The 15,631-nt window shown below is 66.9% G+C and carries 16 protein-coding genes and 1 riboswitch; of the genes, 11 read left to right on the forward strand and 5 right to left on the reverse strand.

Annotation, left to right across the window (positions count from 1 at the left end):
* The gene (locus AVS7_RS00445) at nucleotides 1–1,299 is read right to left on the reverse strand and encodes a TRAP transporter large permease (RefSeq protein WP_020226531.1); all 1,299 of its coding nucleotides are present in this window, start codon (nucleotides 1,297–1,299) and stop codon (nucleotides 1–3) included.
* A complete protein-coding gene (locus AVS7_RS00450) occupies nucleotides 1,296–1,877 on the reverse strand; it encodes a TRAP transporter small permease (protein WP_020226532.1) in 582 nt (193 codons plus the stop codon). The genes AVS7_RS00445 and AVS7_RS00450 overlap by 4 nt, the downstream gene beginning before the upstream one ends.
* A 213-nt stretch (nucleotides 1,878–2,090) precedes the next feature.
* Here AVS7_RS00450 and AVS7_RS00455 point away from each other — a divergent pair, with 213 nt between their 5' ends.
* The 6 genes from AVS7_RS00455 to AVS7_RS00480 all read left to right on the forward strand — a co-directional run bounded on the left by AVS7_RS00455 (nucleotide 2,091) and on the right by AVS7_RS00480 (nucleotide 7,389).
* Nucleotides 2,091–3,032, forward strand: a complete 942-nt coding sequence (locus tag AVS7_RS00455; protein WP_020226533.1) for a LysR substrate-binding domain-containing protein — start codon at nucleotides 2,091–2,093, stop codon at nucleotides 3,030–3,032.
* A gap of 146 nt (nucleotides 3,033–3,178) precedes the next feature.
* Nucleotides 3,179–4,060, forward strand: coding sequence for an amino acid ABC transporter substrate-binding protein (locus tag AVS7_RS00460; RefSeq protein WP_020226534.1), 882 nt, complete (start codon nucleotides 3,179–3,181; stop codon nucleotides 4,058–4,060).
* 117 nt (nucleotides 4,061–4,177) lie between these two features.
* Entirely contained in the window at nucleotides 4,178–5,077 is a 900-nt protein-coding gene (locus tag AVS7_RS00465; protein WP_020226535.1) for an amino acid ABC transporter substrate-binding protein, read from the forward strand.
* 121 nt (nucleotides 5,078–5,198) lie between these two features.
* The gene (locus AVS7_RS00470) at nucleotides 5,199–5,951 is read left to right on the forward strand and encodes an amino acid ABC transporter permease (protein WP_020226536.1); all 753 of its coding nucleotides are present in this window, start codon (nucleotides 5,199–5,201) and stop codon (nucleotides 5,949–5,951) included.
* Between the two features lies 1 nt (nucleotide 5,952).
* Nucleotides 5,953–6,624, forward strand: a complete 672-nt coding sequence (locus AVS7_RS00475) for an amino acid ABC transporter permease (RefSeq protein ID WP_020226537.1) — start codon at nucleotides 5,953–5,955, stop codon at nucleotides 6,622–6,624.
* 27 nt (nucleotides 6,625–6,651) lie between these two features.
* Nucleotides 6,652–7,389 (forward strand): amino acid ABC transporter ATP-binding protein, encoded by a 738-nt coding sequence (locus AVS7_RS00480; protein ID WP_020226538.1) that lies wholly within the window; start codon nucleotides 6,652–6,654, stop codon nucleotides 7,387–7,389.
* Nucleotides 7,390–7,467: 78 nt separating this feature from the next.
* On the opposite strand, the gene AVS7_RS00485 is transcribed toward AVS7_RS00480, so the two are convergent.
* Together AVS7_RS00485 and AVS7_RS00490 are read right to left on the reverse strand one after the other, a co-directional pair.
* Complete coding sequence (locus AVS7_RS00485) at nucleotides 7,468–8,268, reverse strand: HAD-IIB family hydrolase (protein ID WP_020226539.1); 801 nt, start codon at nucleotides 8,266–8,268, stop codon at nucleotides 7,468–7,470.
* A complete protein-coding gene (locus AVS7_RS00490; RefSeq protein ID WP_020226540.1) occupies nucleotides 8,268–9,893 on the reverse strand; it encodes a peptide chain release factor 3 in 1,626 nt (541 codons plus the stop codon). Before AVS7_RS00490 ends, AVS7_RS00485 begins: the two co-directional genes overlap by 1 nt.
* Before the next feature lie 58 nt (nucleotides 9,894–9,951).
* A riboswitch (S-adenosyl-L-homocysteine riboswitch) is annotated at nucleotides 9,952–10,033 on the forward strand.
* 63 nt (nucleotides 10,034–10,096) lie between these two features.
* On the opposite strand from AVS7_RS00490, the gene ahcY reads away from it, so the two are divergent.
* From ahcY to AVS7_RS24215, 5 genes are all read left to right on the forward strand, one after another.
* Entirely contained in the window at nucleotides 10,097–11,503 is a 1,407-nt protein-coding gene (gene ahcY, locus AVS7_RS00495) for an adenosylhomocysteinase (protein WP_020226541.1), read from the forward strand.
* 67 nt (nucleotides 11,504–11,570) lie between these two features.
* On the forward strand, nucleotides 11,571–12,569 hold the full coding sequence (locus AVS7_RS00500) for a TlyA family RNA methyltransferase (protein ID WP_020226542.1): 999 nt from the start codon (nucleotides 11,571–11,573) through the stop codon (nucleotides 12,567–12,569).
* Nucleotides 12,566–13,393 (forward strand): methylenetetrahydrofolate reductase [NAD(P)H], encoded by an 828-nt coding sequence (gene metF / locus AVS7_RS00505; RefSeq protein WP_020226543.1) that lies wholly within the window; start codon nucleotides 12,566–12,568, stop codon nucleotides 13,391–13,393. Before AVS7_RS00500 ends, metF begins: the two co-directional genes overlap by 4 nt.
* A 63-nt stretch (nucleotides 13,394–13,456) precedes the next feature.
* Nucleotides 13,457–14,074, forward strand: coding sequence for a hypothetical protein (locus tag AVS7_RS00510; protein ID WP_049696814.1), 618 nt, complete (start codon nucleotides 13,457–13,459; stop codon nucleotides 14,072–14,074).
* A 40-nt stretch (nucleotides 14,075–14,114) separates the two neighbouring features.
* Nucleotides 14,115–14,738: a septal ring lytic transglycosylase RlpA family protein gene (locus AVS7_RS24215; RefSeq protein ID WP_020226545.1), complete on the forward strand. Its 624-nt coding sequence runs from the start codon at nucleotides 14,115–14,117 to the stop codon at nucleotides 14,736–14,738.
* 6 nt (nucleotides 14,739–14,744) lie between these two features.
* Here the strand turns inward: AVS7_RS24215 and AVS7_RS00520 are convergent, their stop codons facing one another.
* Nucleotides 14,745–15,626 carry a 23S rRNA (adenine(2030)-N(6))-methyltransferase RlmJ gene (locus tag AVS7_RS00520; RefSeq protein WP_020226546.1) on the reverse strand — a complete coding sequence of 294 codons (882 nt, stop codon included), beginning with the start codon at nucleotides 15,624–15,626 and terminating at the stop codon, nucleotides 14,745–14,747.
* Between the last annotated feature and the right edge of the window lie 5 nt (nucleotides 15,627–15,631).

Raw genomic sequence — 15,631 nt, forward strand, 5'->3', positions numbered from 1 at the left:
TCAATAGCCGAGGTAATGGGGCAGCCACAGGGCCAGTTGCGGGAAAGCGATCACGGCCACCATCACCAGGAACATCGCCAGCAGCATGGGGCCGACCCAGCGCACGGTGGATTCCATGCGCACGCCGGCGATGCGGCACGACACCATCAGGTTCACGGCCAGCGGCGGCGTGAACTGGCCCAGCGCCACCTTCAGCGTGAGGATCACGCCGAACCACACCGGGTCCCAGCCGTAGTGGTTCATGATGGGCAGCAGCAGCGGCACGAAGATCAGGAAGATGGAGATGCCGTCCAGGAACATGCCCACGGTGATGAGCAGCAGGATCAGCAGCGACAGCACGCCGTATTCGCCCAGGCCCGAGTTCACGATGGCCTTGGCCACCGGGTCGATCACGCCCAGCGTGGACAGCGAGAACGCGAAGATGCCCGCCAGCGACACCACCAGCAGGATCACGGCCGACAGCTCGCCGGCCTCGCGCAGGATCACGTACAGGTCGCGCACCCCGATGGTGCGGTAGACTACCATGCCCACGAACAGGCCGTAGAACACGGCCACCACGGCCGCCTCGGTGGGCGTGAACCAGCCCGCGCGCATGCCGCCCAGGATCAGCACCGGCGCGGCCAGGCCCCAGGAGGCTTCCTTGAGGCTCTTCCAGAACGGCGGGCGCGGCATGGACGATTCGAGCGCGCCCATCTTGTGCCTGCGCGCCATCCACACGGCGGGGACGATCAGCGCCACGCCCGCCAGCACGCCCGGCACCATGCCGGCCGCGAACAGCGCCGGCACCGACGCCGTGGGCACCAGCACCGAGTAGATGATGAAGGCCACCGAGGGCGGGATCAGGATGTCCGTGGCCGCCGCGGCGCCCACCACGCTGGCCGAGAAGCTGCCCGGGTAGCCCGCGCGGCTCATGGCCGCGATCATCACGCCGCCCACGGCCGCCGCGTTGGCCGGCCCCGAGCCCGAGATGCCGCCCAGGAACATGGCCACGGCGATCGCCACCAGCGGCAGCATGCCGGGGCCGCGCCCCACGATGGCCACGGCGAAGTTGACCAGGCGCAACGCCACGCCCGAGCGGTCGAAGATCGAGCCCACGAGCACGAACATGGGGATGGCCAGCAGCGGGTACTTGCCCAGCCCGGCGTAGAAGTTCTGCGGCACGGCCAGCAGGCCGAACCACTGCGCGTCGGCATTGGCCAGCGCGATGCAGGCCGCGCCGGCCAGGCCCAGCGCCGCGCCGATGGGCACGCCCACGAACATCAGCACCAGGAAGGCGACGAAGAGCAGCGTGGCGATCATGGCTGGCGCTCCTCGCTGTCATCGCCCAGGAACTCGACGTCGCTCTGGCGCGAGCGGCGGATGAACAGGCCCACGGCACGCCAGGTGATGAGCAGCGACAGCACGGGCAGCCACACCGAGTACCACCATTGCGGCACGCCGATGCCGGGCGAGGTCTCCTCGTAGCGGAAATCGTCCCACACCACGCGCACCGACAGCGCCGCGATCAGCGCGAAGAGCAGCGCCACCATCAGCGCGCCCAGCTGCGCCAGGAAGCGCCGGCGTGCGGCGGAGCCGCTTTCGCAGAAGAACTCGATACGGATGTGGCGGTCGCGCGCCACGGCGGCCGAGCCGGCCACCAGGGCCAGCACGATCATCAGGAAGATGGAGATCTCCTCCGTCCAGGCGAAGGAGGAGCTGGTGAAGTAGCGCACGAGCACGTTGGCGAACGTGATCAGCGCCAGCAGCGCCATGACGATGACGGTGAGCCAGTCCTCGATGCGCAGGGAGCGGGGTTCGTCGCTAGAGGAGGGGGACGTGGGCGCGCCATCCGGGGCTGCGGCATCGTTGGCCGGCCCGGGAGAGGGGTGGGAGGACATGGGGGCAGGAAGCAGAAAAGTCGAACATGGAAGACAAACCACTGCAGCCCGCCAGCGTTGTGCACCGGGAGCCTTGACGGGGGAGCCGCGCTTGGGGCGCGGCAGCACTCCATTTTGCATGCAGATCCCGGCGGCTCCGGGCAAGGGTGTTCCCTGAGTCTTCCCTCTGTGCGGGGGGCCTGGGCGGCATTCCCGGCACGATAATGCGGCTCCATGGAAACCAAATGGCTTGAGGATTTCGTCAGCCTGGCCGAGACGCGCAGCTTCAGCCGCTCCGCGCAACTGCGCCACGTGACGCAGCCGGCGTTTTCGCGCCGTATCCAGGCGCTGGAAGCCTGGGCCGGCACCGATCTGGTGGACCGCAGCTCCTACCCCACGCGGCTCACCGCCGCCGGCAACACGCTGTACGACCAGGCGCTGGAAGTGCTGCAGGCCCTGCAGAACACCCGCGCCATGCTGCGCGCGCACACCAGCGCGGGCACCGACATGGTGGAGTTCGCGGTGCCGCACACGCTGGCGTTCACCTTCTTTCCGGCATGGGTGTCCAGCCTGCGCGAGGACTTCGGCCCGCTCAAGAGCCGGCTCATCGCGCTGAACGTGCACGACGCGGTGATGCGCCTCGTCGAAGGCGGCTGCGACCTGCTCATCGCCTACCACCACCCGTCGCAGCCGTTCCAGCTCGATTCGGAGCGCTACGAGATGGTCAGCTTGGGCCAGGAGTCGCTGGCGCCCTATGCCAAGGCCGATGCCGACGGGCAGCCGATCCACTGCCTGCCCGGGCGCCCTGGCCAGCCGCTGCCGTACCTGGGCTATGCGCCTGGCGCCTATCTGGGCCGGGTGACGGAGCTGATCCTCAAGCAGGCGGGCACGGCCATCCACTTGGAGCGCGTGTACGAGACCGACATGGCCGAGGGGCTGAAGGCCATGGCGCTCGAAGGCCACGGCGTGGCCTTCCTGCCGCACAGCGCGGTGAAGAAGGAACTGCGCTCGCGCAAGCTGGTGAGTGCCGTGCCGCTCGGCGTGGACAGCCTGCAAATGGTGATGGATGTGCGCGTCTACCGGGAAAAACCCTCGCGCAAGGAGCCGGCCAAGGGTTTGGCGCAGTCGCTGTGGGCGTATCTGCAGGCGCGCGACAGCGGGCACAAGCCCATCTGACCGTACATGCGGGATGCGCATATGAAGTCCCATCATCGGCATTGGATGGCGGCGGAGCGCGCCATTACAGTCGCACCCCATTCCAAACGATTCAAAGGCGAGCTGCCCGCATGGGCGCATCGTCCTGGCCTCGGAGACATTTCCCCATGAGATTCGGGTACCTGCTGGCCCTGCTGGCCGCCTTGGCGTGCAGCACCTTCGCGCAAGCCGAGGGCGTGCTGGACCGCGTGCGTGGGGGCGGGCCGCTGGTCATCGCGCACCGCGAGTCGTCGGTGCCGTTCTCCTATGTCCACGAAGGCAGGGCCGTCGGCTATGCGGTGGACCTGTGCCTGCGCATCGCCGAGGTGGTGCGCCAGAAGACGGGCCGCAAGGACATGCCCGTGCAGATGCTGCAGGTGACGCCCTCCAACCGCATCGAGGCGGTGAAGTCCGGCAAGGCCGACATGGAATGCGGCTCCACCACCAACAACGCCGAGCGCCGCAAGGACGTGGCGTTCACCATCCCGCACTTCATCACCGGCGCGCGACTGCTGGTGCCGGCAGCGAGCAAGGTGGAGCGCATGGAGGACCTGGAAGGCAGGAAGCTCGTGTCCACCCAGGGCACGACGCCCCTGAAGGCCGCCGAGCAGGCCAACCGCGAGCGGCTCATGCGCATCCAGATGGTGGAGGCGCCCGACCACGAGGCCGCGGTACGCATGGTCGAGAAGGGCGAGGCCGACGCGTTCGTGATGGACGACGTGCTGCTCTACGGCCTGGCCTCCAACCGCGCCGATCCCCAGGCGCTGAAGGTGGTGGGGCGCTTCGTGACCACGGAGCCGCTGGCCATCATGCTGCCCAAGGGCGACGACGAATTCAAGAAGCTGGTGGACGCCGAGATGCGGCGCCTGATCTCCAGCCGCGAGATCTATGCGATCTACGACCGGTGGTTCATGCGCCCCATCCCGCCCACGCAGCGTGCGCTGAACCTGCCCGTGAGCTATTTGCTGCGGGACTTCTGGAAATACCCTAGCGACGAGGTCCCCTTCTAAGGCCCGGAACACGCACAATAGGAACCGCTTCGACCCGCTGGCTTGGGCTTGCCGTCCAGGCCCGGGTGCCCGATTCACTACACTTCGTCACCCGCTTCACCCACAAGGAGATTTCACATGAAGAAGCATTTGCTGGCCGCCGCCATTACCGTCCTGGCTGCAGGCAGCGCGTTCGCGCAGGCCAACGACACGCTGGCCAAGATCAAGTCCAGCGGCGCCGTCACGCTGGGCGTGCGCGAGTCCTCCGGCCTGGGCTACACCCTGGGCAACGGCAAGTACGTGGGCTTCCACACCGAAATGGGGGAGCGCATCCTGGACGACATCCAGAAGCAGCTCGGCCTGTCCAAGATGGAAGTCAAGTACCAGCCCGTGACCTCGCAGAACCGCATCCCGCTGGTGACCAACGGCACGGTGGACATGGAGTGCGGCTCCACCACCAACAGCGCGGCCCGCCAGAAGGAAGTGGCCTTCGCCGTGACCACCTACGTGGAGGAAGTGCGCATCGCCGTGAACGCCAAGTCCGGCATCACCGGCATCAAGGACCTGAACGGCAAGACCATCGTGACCACCACCGGCACGACCTCGGTGCAGACCCTGCGCAAGAACAAGCGCGCCGACGGCCTGACTTTCAAGGAAGTCATGGGCAAGGACCACGCCGACAGCTTCCTGATGCTGGAGACCGGCCGCGCCGACGCCTTCATCATGGACGGCTCCATCCTGGCCGCCAACATCTCCAAGTCCAAGAGCCCTGCCGACTACAAGATCGTCGGCGAAGTGCTGTCGGTCGAGCCCATCGCCTGCATGATCCGCAAGGACGACCCCGCCTTCAAGAAGGCCGTGGACGACTCCATCAAGCGCCAGATCGCCGACGGCTCGCTGGCCAAGCTGTACGACAAGTGGTTCATGCAGCCCATCCCGCCGGCCAACGTGAAGATCGGCCTGCCGCTGTCCGAAGCCACCAAGGACGCTTGGGCCCATCCGAACGACAAGCCCATGGAGTCCTACGAAGTCAAGTAAGAGGCTTTCCGCCCGGATCGCCCCTTCTGCCAAACGGCCGGAAGGGGCGTTTTTTGTTGCCGCCGCAGCCAGCGCATGCCTGCGGCGGCGGCATGGTCAGATGAATTGAAAGGGTGCTCCTATGAACTGGGAATGGCAGGTGTTCTGCCAAGACACCATTACCCAAGAGGTCGGACAGAGCTGCTTCGGCAAGGGCGGCGACGTGACCTACCTCGACTGGATGCTGTCGGCCTGGGGCTGGACGGTGTCCGTCTCCTTGCTGTCGCTGGTCATCGCGCTGGTGGTCGGCTCGCTCGTCGGCACGCTGCGCACGCTCGAGGGCCGACCCTGGGTCGTACGCCTGGGCAATGCCTGGGTCGAGCTGTTCCGCAACATCCCGCTGCTGGTGCACATCTTCGTGTGGTACCACGTGGTGCCTGCCATGTTTCCCGCGATGAAGTCGTTGCCGGGCTTCGTGCTGGTGGTGTTCGCGCTGGGTTTCTTCACCTCGGCGCGTATCGCCGAGCAGGTGCGCTCGGGCATCCAGGCGCTGCCGCGCGGCCAGCGCTATGCGGGCATGGCGCTGGGCTTCACCACGTTCCAGTATTACCGCTATGTGCTGCTGCCCATGGCCTTCCGCATCATCATCCCGCCGCTCACCAGCGAGACCATGAACGTGTTCAAGAACTCGTCCGTGGCGTTCGCCGTCTCGGTGGCCGAACTGACCATGTTCGCCATGCAGGCACAGGAAGAGACAGCGCGCGGCGTGGAGATCTACCTGGCCGTCACGGCGCTGTATGTGATCTCGGCCTTCGCCATCAATCGCATCATGGCCTTCATCGAGAAGCGCACGCGCGTGCCGGGGCTGATTGCCGCAGGCGGGGGAGGACACTGACATGAACCTCAACATCGACTGGTCCTTCTTCACCTGGGAGCTGTTCTCCAGCTTCGTGCTCAAGGGCCTTTATTTCAGCGTCACCCTCACCGTGATCGCCACGCTGGGCGGCATCGCGCTGGGCACGGTGCTGGCGCTCATGCGCCTGTCGGGCAAGAAATGGCTGGACGTGCCCGCGACCATCTACGTCAACGGCATGCGTTCCATTCCGCTGGTCATGGTGATCCTGTGGTTCTTCCTGCTCGTGCCCATGATCATCGGCCGGCCCATCGGCGCGGAGATCTCGGCCGTCATCACCTTCATCGCGTTCGAGGCCGCCTACTTCAGCGAGATCATGCGCGCCGGCATCCAGTCCATCCCACGCGGCCAGGTCTTCGCGGGCCAGGCACTGGGCATGACCTACGGGCAGAACATGAAGCTCGTCGTGCTGCCGCAGGCGTTCCGCAACATGCTGCCCGTGCTGCTCACGCAGACCATCATCCTGTTCCAGGACACCTCGCTGGTCTACGCCATCGGCGCCTACGACATGCTCAAGGGCTTCGAGATCGCGGGCAAGAACTTCGGCCGGCCCATCGAGGCCTACCTCGCCGCTGCCGTGGTCTATTTCGTCATCTGCTACGCGCTGTCCTGGACCGTGAAGCGCCTGCACAAGAAGATCGCCATCATCCGCTGATGCGGACTGGAGAGAAACATGAGCCAAATGATCGAGTTGAAAAACGTCTCCAAGTGGTACGGCACCTTCCAGGTGCTCAACGACTGCTCCACCAGCATCGGCAAGGGCGAGGTGGTCGTGGTCTGTGGGCCCTCGGGCTCGGGCAAGTCCACGCTCATCAAGACCATCAACGCGCTGGAGCCCGTCCAGAAGGGCGAGATCTGGGTGGATGGCACGGCCATCCACGACCCCAAGACCAACCTGCCCAAGCTGCGCAGCCGCGTGGGCATGGTGTTCCAGCATTTCGAGCTGTTCCCGCACCTGTCGGTCACCGAGAACCTCACTATCGCCCAGGTCAAGGTGCTTGGCCGCAGCCAGGACGACGCGAAGAAGCGCGGCCTGAAGATGCTCGACCGCGTGGGGCTGTCGGCGCACAAGGACAAGTTCCCCGGCCAGCTCTCGGGCGGCCAGCAGCAGCGCGTAGCCATCGCGCGTGCGTTGTCGATGGACCCCATCGTGATGCTGTTCGACGAACCCACCTCGGCGCTCGACCCCGAGATGGTCGGCGAAGTGCTCGACGTGATGGTGGGCCTCGCCAACGAAGGCATGACCATGATGTGCGTGACCCACGAAATGGGCTTCGCCAAGAAGGTCAGCAACCGCGTGATCTTCATGGACGTGGGCGGCAAGATCCTCGAGGACTGTTCCAGGGACGAATTCTTCGGCCACCCCGAGAACCGCCAGCCGCGCACCAAGGACTTCCTTAACAAGATCCTGCAGCATTGACTGCCGATCCCCTTAAAGCAAAGGCGCCCGCGGGCGCCTTTGCTTTTTTGATAGCTGCCGGCGCTTGATTGGTGGGCACTAGAGCCTGTTTTGATTCAAAACCGCGTGGGCCAACTCTGTGAACCCTGCGCCGCGCTCGCCCTGCGTCACGTAGCGTGGCAGGTGTGCAAGCTGCGGCACGAAGCGCGCGATGTTTGCCACGCCCACGCTGTACGGAAAGTGCTCGAACATGCGCTGGTCGTTGGTCGAATCGCCGATGTAGACCCAGCGGCCCAGTTCCGCATCGAGGTCGCGTCCAAGCAGTTGCCGCACGATCCAGCGCGCGCCCTCCAGCTTGTCGTGCGCGCCATACCAGCCGTTGATGTGGATGCTGCTCACCGTCGCGTTCATGCCCGCCGCGCGCATGATCGCCACGCACTGGTCGATGGCCTCTTGCGGCAGGTGTGTGAACTCGCTGTGGTCAATGGCAATGTCGCATTCGCGGCCCTTTGAATCGGTGGCGCGTCGCGCGCCGGGCACGGTGGCCTCGATCTCGGCCAGCACCTGCTGCATGCGGGAGAAGTTGGCGGTGCGGGTGGGGGCGTCCTGTTGATACAGTTTTGATAGCTGCTCGCGCTTGCCAGGCAAGCGCTGGAGCGCTACAGCACCATTTTCCGCGACGATGGCATCCACGGGCCACGCGGCGGCGAACGGCTCGCTCCAGCCCACGGGGCGGCCGGTGATAGGGATGACGTGCAGGCCCGCCGCCTTCAGGTCGGCCAGCGCCTGCAGCGCATCGGGCGTGATGGCGCCCTCGGTGGTCAGCGTGTCGTCGATGTCGGTCAGCACGCCCGCCAGTAGTGGCGGCTGCGGCAATTGCCCAGAGGCCAGGGGCTGCATCAGTTCGCGCTCAGCGCCAGCCCGGCGTGCTCGCGCAGCGGGTGGAAGTGGATCTTGGGGAAGCGCTCCTGCGCCAGCCGCACGTCGTAGGGGCTGGTGCAGAGGTAGGCCAGCGTGTCCGCGGCATCGCGCGCCATGCGCAGCGGGTAGGCGTTCTCGAACTCGCGCAGCTCGGTGGGCGTGTCGGCCGTGATCCAGCGTGCGCCGGTGTACTGGCAGCCTTCCAGCCGCACGTCGCAGTCGTATTCGGTGTTGAGGCGGTGCTGCACCACCTCGAACTGGAGCTGGCCCACGGCGCCCAGCAGCATGTTGCCGCCCGCTTCCGGCTTGAAGACCTGGATGGCGCCTTCCTCGCCGAGCTGCATCAGCCCCTGCTGCAGTTGCTTCGTGCGCAGCGGGTTCTTTAGCACCACGGTCATGAACATCTCGGGCGCGAAGAAGGGCAGGCCGGTGAACTGCAGGCTGGGCCCGTCGGTGATGGTGTCGCCGAGCTGCACGCCGCCGTGGATGGTGAAGCCGATGATGTCCCCCGCGTAGGCTTCATCGACCGCTTCGCGGCGCTGGCTCATGAAGGTGACGACGCTGGTGGGGCGCAGCTCCTTGGCCGTGCGCTGCACCTTCATCTTCATGCCCGGCGTGTACTTGCCCGAGGCCACGCGCACGAAGGCGATGCGGTCGCGGTGGTTGGCGTCCATGTTGGCTTGCACCTTGAAGACCACGCCGGAGAAGCCCTCGTCCTCGGGCTGGATGACTTTCTCGACGGGCTGCTTGTTGACGACGAGCGTGCTCTTGCGCGGGCCGGGCGGGGGGGACATGTCCACCACCGCGTCCAGCACTTCCATCACGCCGAAGTTGTTGACGCCGGAGCCGAAGAACACGGGTGTGAGCTTGCCCGCCAGGAAAGCTTCATGATCCCATTCGGCGGATGCGCCCACGGCCAGCTCCATGCTCTCCATCGCGTCGTCGAAGGCCTGGCCGAAGCGCGCGCGCAGCGTGGCGGCGTCGGAGAGCGGGATCACCTCGAAATCCTGCGGGCGCTTTTCGCTGCCGGGCGAGAACACGGTCATGCTCTGCGTGCGCAGGTTGATGATGCCGCCAAAGGTCTTGCCCTGGCCCACGGGCCAGGTGATGGGGCAGCAGGGCATGCCCAGCTCGCGCTCCACCTCGTCCAGGATGTCCAGCGGGTCGCGCACCTCGCGGTCCATCTTGTTGACGAAGGTGATGATGGGCGTGTCGCGCTGGCGGCAGACCTCGATCAGGCGGCGGGTCTGCGATTCCACGCCGTTGGCGGCGTCGATCACCATCAGCGCCGAATCGACGGCGGTGAGCACGCGGTAGGTGTCTTCCGAAAAGTCCTTGTGGCCGGGCGTGTCGAGCAGGTTGACCACGTGGTCGCGGTAGCTCATCTGCATCACGCTGGACGCGACCGAGATGCCGCGCTGCTTCTCGATCTCCATCCAGTCCGACGTGGCATGGCGGCTGGCCTTGCGGCCCTTGACGGCCCCGGCGATCTGGATCGCGCCCGAGAACAGCAGCAGCTTCTCCGTCAGCGTGGTCTTGCCCGCGTCGGGGTGGGAGATGATGGCGAAGGTGCGGCGGCGGCGGGTTTCAGGGGCGAAGGACACGGCTGGAGCTGACTGGGGCAAAGCGCGTGATTTTACCGGCGGCTCTATAATCGCGGGCTTTTCCGAGGAGCGTTGCAGCGTCCCCAGCACGGCGGGGCGCGAGGCTCGGAATGATTCATTTGCAACGACGCTCACCCACGCTTGGCCTGTGCGGTGAGTTCCATCCCCCCGAGAGCGTGGTTTTTTCACTATTGGAGAAACCCATGAACGCTGCAGCCCGCGAATCCGCGATCGCCGACATCACCCTGGCCGACTGGGGCCGCAAGGAAATCCGCATCGCCGAGACGGAGATGCCCGGCCTGATGGCCATCCGCGACGAATACGCCAAGAGCCAGCCGCTGAAGGGCGCGCGCATCACCGGCTCGCTGCACATGACGATCCAGACCGCCGTGCTGATCGAGACGCTGCAGGCGCTGGGCGCCGAGGTGCGCTGGGCGTCGTGCAACATCTTCTCGACGCAGGACCACGCGGCCGCGGCCATCGCGGCGGGTGGCACGCCGGTGTTCGCCATCAAGGGCGAGTCGCTGGAGGACTACTGGGACTACACGCACCGCATCTTCGAGTTCGCAGGCAAGGGCCCGAACATGATCCTGGACGACGGCGGCGATGCCACGCTGCTCATGCACCTGGGCCAGCGCGCCGAGAAGGACGCATCGCTGGTCGCCGGCAACGGCAGCAGCGAGGAAGAGCGCATCCTGTTCGCCGCCATCCGCAAGAAGCTGGCCGAAGACGCCACGTGGTACTCGCGCATGAGCGCCGAGATCATCGGCGTGACCGAGGAGACGACCACGGGCGTGCACCGCCTCAACGAAATGTCCGCCAAGGGCACGCTGCTGTTCCGCGCGATCAACGTGAACGACTCGGTCACCAAGAGCAAGTTCGACAACCTCTACGGCTGCCGCGAGTCGCTGGTGGACGGCATCAAGCGCGCCACCGACGTGATGATCGCGGGCAAGGTGGCGGTGGTGGCGGGCTATGGCGACGTGGGCAAGGGCTCGGCGCAGGCGCTGCGCGCATTGAGCGCCCAGGTGTGGGTGACCGAGATCGACCCGATCAACGCGCTGCAGGCCTCGATGGAAGGCTATCGCGTGGTGACGATGGAATACGCCGCCGACAAGGCCGACATCTTCGTGACCACCACGGGCAACAAGGACGTGATCCGCCACGAGCATATGGTCGCGATGAAGGACCAGGCCATCGTCTGCAACATCGGCCATTTCGACAACGAGATCGAAGTCGCCTCGCTGGAAAAATACCAGTGGGAAGAGATCAAGCCGCAGGTGGACCACATCATCTTCCCCGACGGCAAGCGCATCATCCTGCTGGCCAAGGGCCGTCTGGTGAACCTGGGCTGTGCCACGGGCCACCCGAGCTACGTGATGTCGTCCTCGTTCGCCAACCAGACCATCGCCCAGATCGAGCTGTTCACCAAGCCCGACGCCTACCAGGCCGGCAAGGTGTACGTGCTGCCCAAGATCCTGGACGAGAAGGTGGCGCGGCTGCAGCTCTCCAAGCTCGGCGCGCAGCTCACGGTGCTGACCGACGAGCAGGCCGCCTACATTGGCGTGGACAAGAACGGCCCCTACAAGCCCGACACCTATCGCTACTGATTTGGTAGCTGCCAGCGCTTTCCCAGCAAGCGCTGGAGACCTATTTGACTCATAAAGGATGAGCGCGATGCGCGCAGACGTATTCCTGGTCGAAGGCGGCCATGCAGCCACCCGCTCGCAGGCTCAGCGGCTGATCGCCGCGGGCGTGCAGTGGCGGCTGGCAGTTACGCTGCCCTGGCAGAAGGTGGCCAAGAACGGCGACGACATTCCGGCCGGTGCCGAGGTGCAGCTGCTCGACGCGGCCGAGGCCAAGTTCATCTCGCGTGGCGGCCTCAAGCTCGAGGGCGCGCTTGCGGCCGCGGGCCTGGCCGTCTCCGGCCTGCGTTGCCTCGATGTGGGCCAGAGCACGGGCGGCTTCACCGACTGCCTGCTGCGCGCAGGCGCGGCGCAGGTCATCGGCGTGGACGTGGGCCACGACCAGCTCCACGAGCGGCTCAGGGACGACCCGCGCGTGGTCTGCGTCGAAGGCGTGAATGCCCGCGCGCTCACGCCCGAAGGACTGCGCGAAGCGTGCGACGAGGCGCTGTCCGAGCACATCGAGGAGGCCGAGGACAACGACACCCAGCCCCAGTCGCCCTATGCGTGGATGCGCAACGGCGGCATGGTCGACGACGCGTACGACGACAGCGACGACGCCAAGGAGCACGACATCGAAGCCTTCAAGGCCGAGCGCGCCGCCAAGGCCCGCGCGCGCGCCGAAGGCACCGTGCCCACCCGGCGGCGGCGCAGGGCGGGGCGCGAGGACGTGGACATCACGCCCGCGTTCGACCTGGTGACGGGCGATCTGTCGTTCATCTCACTCACGCTGGTGCTGCCCGCGCTCGTGCCGCTGTTGAAGGACGGCGGCCACCTGCTCATGCTGGTCAAGCCGCAGTTCGAGCTGCAGCCGGGACAGGTGGGCAAGGGCGGCATCGTGCGCGACGCGGCGCTGTACGCGCAGGTCGAACAGCGTATCCGCGACTGCTGCGCGGCCCTGCCGCTGCGGGAGCTGCGCTGGTTCGACAGCCCCATCGAAGGCGGCGACGGCAACCGTGAATTCTTCATCCATGCAAGGAGAGAGGCATGAGCCTCCCGGTCAGTTTCGAATTCTTCCCGCCCAAGACGCCCGAGGGTGCGGCCAAGCTGCGCACCGTGCGCCAGCAGCTCTATGCGCGCGCGCCGCAGTTCTGCTCCGTCACCTATGGCGCGGGCGGCTCCACGCACGAAGGCACTTTTTCTACCGTGCGCGAGATCCTCGCCGAGGGCGTGGATGCGGCATCGCATTTCTCGTGCATCGGTGCCACGCGGGACAGCGTGCGTGCGCAGCTCGCAGAGCTGCAGGGCATGGGCGTCAAGCGCCTCGTCGCGCTGCGCGGTGACCTGCCCAGCGGCTACGGCATCGGCGGTGAATTCCAGTACGCGAGCGACCTCGTGGCCTTCATCCGAGCGGAGACGGGCAGCGCCTTTCACATCGAGGTGGCGGCCTATCCCGAGGTGCATCCGCAGGCACGCTCGGCCGACGCCGACCTGCAGGCCTTCGCCGCCAAGGTGCGCGCGGGCGCGGACTCGGCCATCACGCAGTATTTTTTCAATGCCGATGCGTACCTGCGCTTCGTGGACGATGCGCGACGCCTGGGTCTCGACGTGCCGGTAGTGCCCGGCATCATGCCCATCATGGGCGCCACCCAGCTCATGCGCTTCTCCGACGCCTGCGGCGCCGAGATTCCGCGCTGGATTCGCCTGCGCCTGCAGGGCTTCTGCGACGACGCGGCCAGCATCCGCGCCTTCGGCCTGGATGTGGTGGCCCAGTTGTGCGAGCAGCTGCGCCGCGCGGGTGCGCCGGGGCTGCACTTCTACACGATGAACCAGAGTGCGGCCACGTTGGAAATCTGCCAACGCCTCGGGCTGTAGCGGCGAGGCTGCCGGTAACATTTACAGGTCTTTACTTTTTGGCCTCCCACCGTGGTGCCTGGCATGAAAGCCCTTCCTTCCTCCCTGCTGTTCGTCGCGCTGTCCTTCCTCGGGGCTGAGCCAGTCTTGGCCCAGACACGCTACACCTGCCGCGACGAGGGCGGCGCCGTCTACACGCTGTCCCGCCCCTGCCCGAAAGGCATGGTCACCACGGCCGTATCGGCGGGGCCGGTGGAGCAGCGCAGCTACCGGCAGGAGTCCTCCACGTCCCAGCGCAGCCGGGCGGTGCGCGACGAGCCCGATTACCTGGACTACATGAGCGGCCGCTGCCGCACGCTGCGCAGCAGCATCCGTGCGGCCTCGGCCAATGGGTCGAAGTACGAGGTGATCGCCGGCATGCAGCGCGAATACCGCCGCGACTGCAGCGACGAGGAGACGGAGGCCTCCTCGCGCTACTACAAGGAGCAGCGCGAAAGCCGCCGCCAGCGGCGCGACGACGAGCGCCAGCAGCAGGAGGCGCTGCAGGCCGGGCAGGAGCAGGATGCCCGGCGGGCGCAGCAATGCGCGGAGTCGCGGCGTATCCTTGCGGCCAAGAAAGCCCGTACCGACCTGACCCCCGGCGAACGCAATGACCTGCGCCGTTTCGAAGACAACATCACTGCGCGCTGCGCCAAATCCTGACCGATCGCTGGTTCGCGGCAGGCGGGGCGTCTGCGCGGCCTTGCTCGCCCTGCTGGCGGGCTGCGCGGCCGTGCCGCCCGCCGATCAGCCGCAGGTGCCGCCCTCTGCCGAAGCGCCGGCCGTGCGCGCACCGCAGATGCGCCCTCCGCGTGCCCCGGCGCCTCCTCCGAAACCCGCACTGGCGCCTGCGCCCGCCGAGGCGGAGATGCCGCCCGCGCTGACGGAGCCGGCGGACAGCGAACCCGGTGTGCTGCTCGGGCGCGGCCTGGCGTCGTGGTACGGCGGGCGCTTTCATGGGCGGCGCACGGCCAGCGGCGAGCGTTTCGACCGCGAGGACTTCACCGCCGCCCACCCCTCCTTGCCCTTTGGTGCGCGCCTGTGCGTGCGCAGCATGGTCAATGGCAAGGCGGTGGTGGTGCGCGTCAACGACCGCGGGCCCTTCACGCCGGGCCGCGTGATCGACCTGAGCCAGGCTGCCGCCGAGGAGCTGGGCATGACGGGCCTGGGACTCAAGCAGGTGGAGCTGTGGCACATCGGGGAGGACGCGGCCGACTGCCCCGAGGACTTGCCCGGCGTGGGCGATGCCGTGGTGCCGCCGAAGCCGCCGCGTGCCACGGCCCCGGCCGCCCGCACCAAAAGCAAGAGCCGGCCTCGCCGGCGTTGAGCAGGGTTAGCTGCCGGTTTCCAGCGTGTGGGCGGCGTTCCGGTCCTGCCCCAGCAATTCCACCATCTGCGGCAGGCAGGCCTTCAGCGCGGCTTGCAGCGGATAGGGCGGGTTGACCAGGAACATGCCGCTCGCGGGCAGCCCCGGCCGCCGGCCCTCGCTGGCGGCGGAAGGTATCTTGCTCGACTTGACGGTCAGCGTGGCGTGCAGCCACGGTTTGCCCGCCTTGTGGGCCAGCGCCTTGAGGCGGCGAGGCAGGTCGTGGGCTTCGGGCCGGGGGATGATGGGGTACCAGATTGCGTAGACCCCCGTGGCGAAGCGCCGCAGGCCTTCGTCCAGCAGGTCTTGCACGCGCCCATAGTCGCTCTTGATTTCATAGCTGGGATCGCAGAGCAGGAGCGCGCGCCGGGCCGGTGGGGGCAAGAATTTCCTGGCGCCTTCGAAACCGTCCTCGTGCAGCACGGCCACTTGGCGGCCCGCGTCGAGCTGGGCCACGTTCGCCGCGAGGGAGCGCGTATCGGTGGGGTGCAGCTCGAACAGCTTGAGCTTGTCGTGCTCCCGCAGCAGCCGCTGCACGATGAACGGGGAACCGGGATAGACCCGCAGGTTGTTTCCCTGGTTGAAGGCGCGCACCATGTCCAGGTAATCCTGCAAGGCCGGTGCGAGCGTGGCGGCGGCGGCCGCCAGCCGCAGGACGCCGTCCGTGGATTCGGCGCTGGTGGTGGCGTAGTCGCCGTCGAGGCGGTACAGGCCGGCACCGGCATGGGTGTCCACCACGGTCAGGGCTGCGTCTTTTTGCAGCAAGTGTTGCAAGGCCGCGATGAGCACGGTGTGCTTGAGCACGTCCGCGTGGTTGCCTGCATGGAAGGCGTGGCGATAACTGAACATCCGCC

This window comes from Acidovorax sp. MR-S7 (genome assembly GCF_000400995.2).
GTDB lineage: Bacteria > Pseudomonadota > Gammaproteobacteria > Burkholderiales > Burkholderiaceae_C > MR-S7.